This is a genomic window from Methanobrevibacter filiformis (assembly GCF_001639265.1).
GTDB lineage: Archaea > Methanobacteriota > Methanobacteria > Methanobacteriales > Methanobacteriaceae > Methanacia > Methanacia filiformis.
This window is the reverse complement of sequence record NZ_LWMT01000212.1, coordinates 1-554: the sequence shown is the minus strand read 5'-3', so window position 1 is coordinate 554 and position 554 is coordinate 1. Positions and strand designations below refer to the sequence as shown.

Sequence of the window (554 nt, the reverse complement as noted above, 5' to 3'; positions counted from 1 at the left end):
ATTTACGCCTTCAGTTTGGAACCGTTCAGCATAAATAGTTAAATAGCGTTTTTGAGTCATTTTATTAATCATTTCATGTTTAAGTGTGGTGATTCTGTAGTTTATAGGAGTTACACCATCACCACACGAACATTTTTCCTTAAATGGGCATGATGAATGGGACAAGCAATAGTAATTGTATGATCTTTCCATGTATTTTGGATTAGAGTTATGTTGACGATTATATTTGCTGTTTATCTCTTTAATGTTCTTTAAGGGTAATATTTCACCATTTAAACATGTGATTTTGTTATTTCCTTTTTCAAAATATTTTTTAGTTATTTTTTCCAATTCTTCAATACATGGGGCTTCTTTGAGTCCATTATTCACTCTGTAAATGTCATTAAGTTGTTTTGAGATTCCTTTGGGCATTATGAGTGCATTTATATCATTTTTATCTGCTGTTTCTAAGTTTTCGTTAGAGAAATATCCTGAATCTAAAATGTAAATTGCTTTTTTGAGCATTTGTTCTATTTCTTTGTAATTTTTCCTTTCACCATATTCCTTTAATCATT

The 554-nt window shown here is 29.4% G+C and carries 1 protein-coding gene; it reads right to left on the bottom strand.

Annotated features, from left to right (window positions below; translation table 11 throughout):
- On the bottom strand, nt 1–504 hold a 504-nt coding region (locus tag MBFIL_RS05475; protein ID WP_157078694.1), incomplete at its 3' end, for a hypothetical protein.
- Between the last annotated feature and the right edge of the window lie 50 nt (nt 505–554).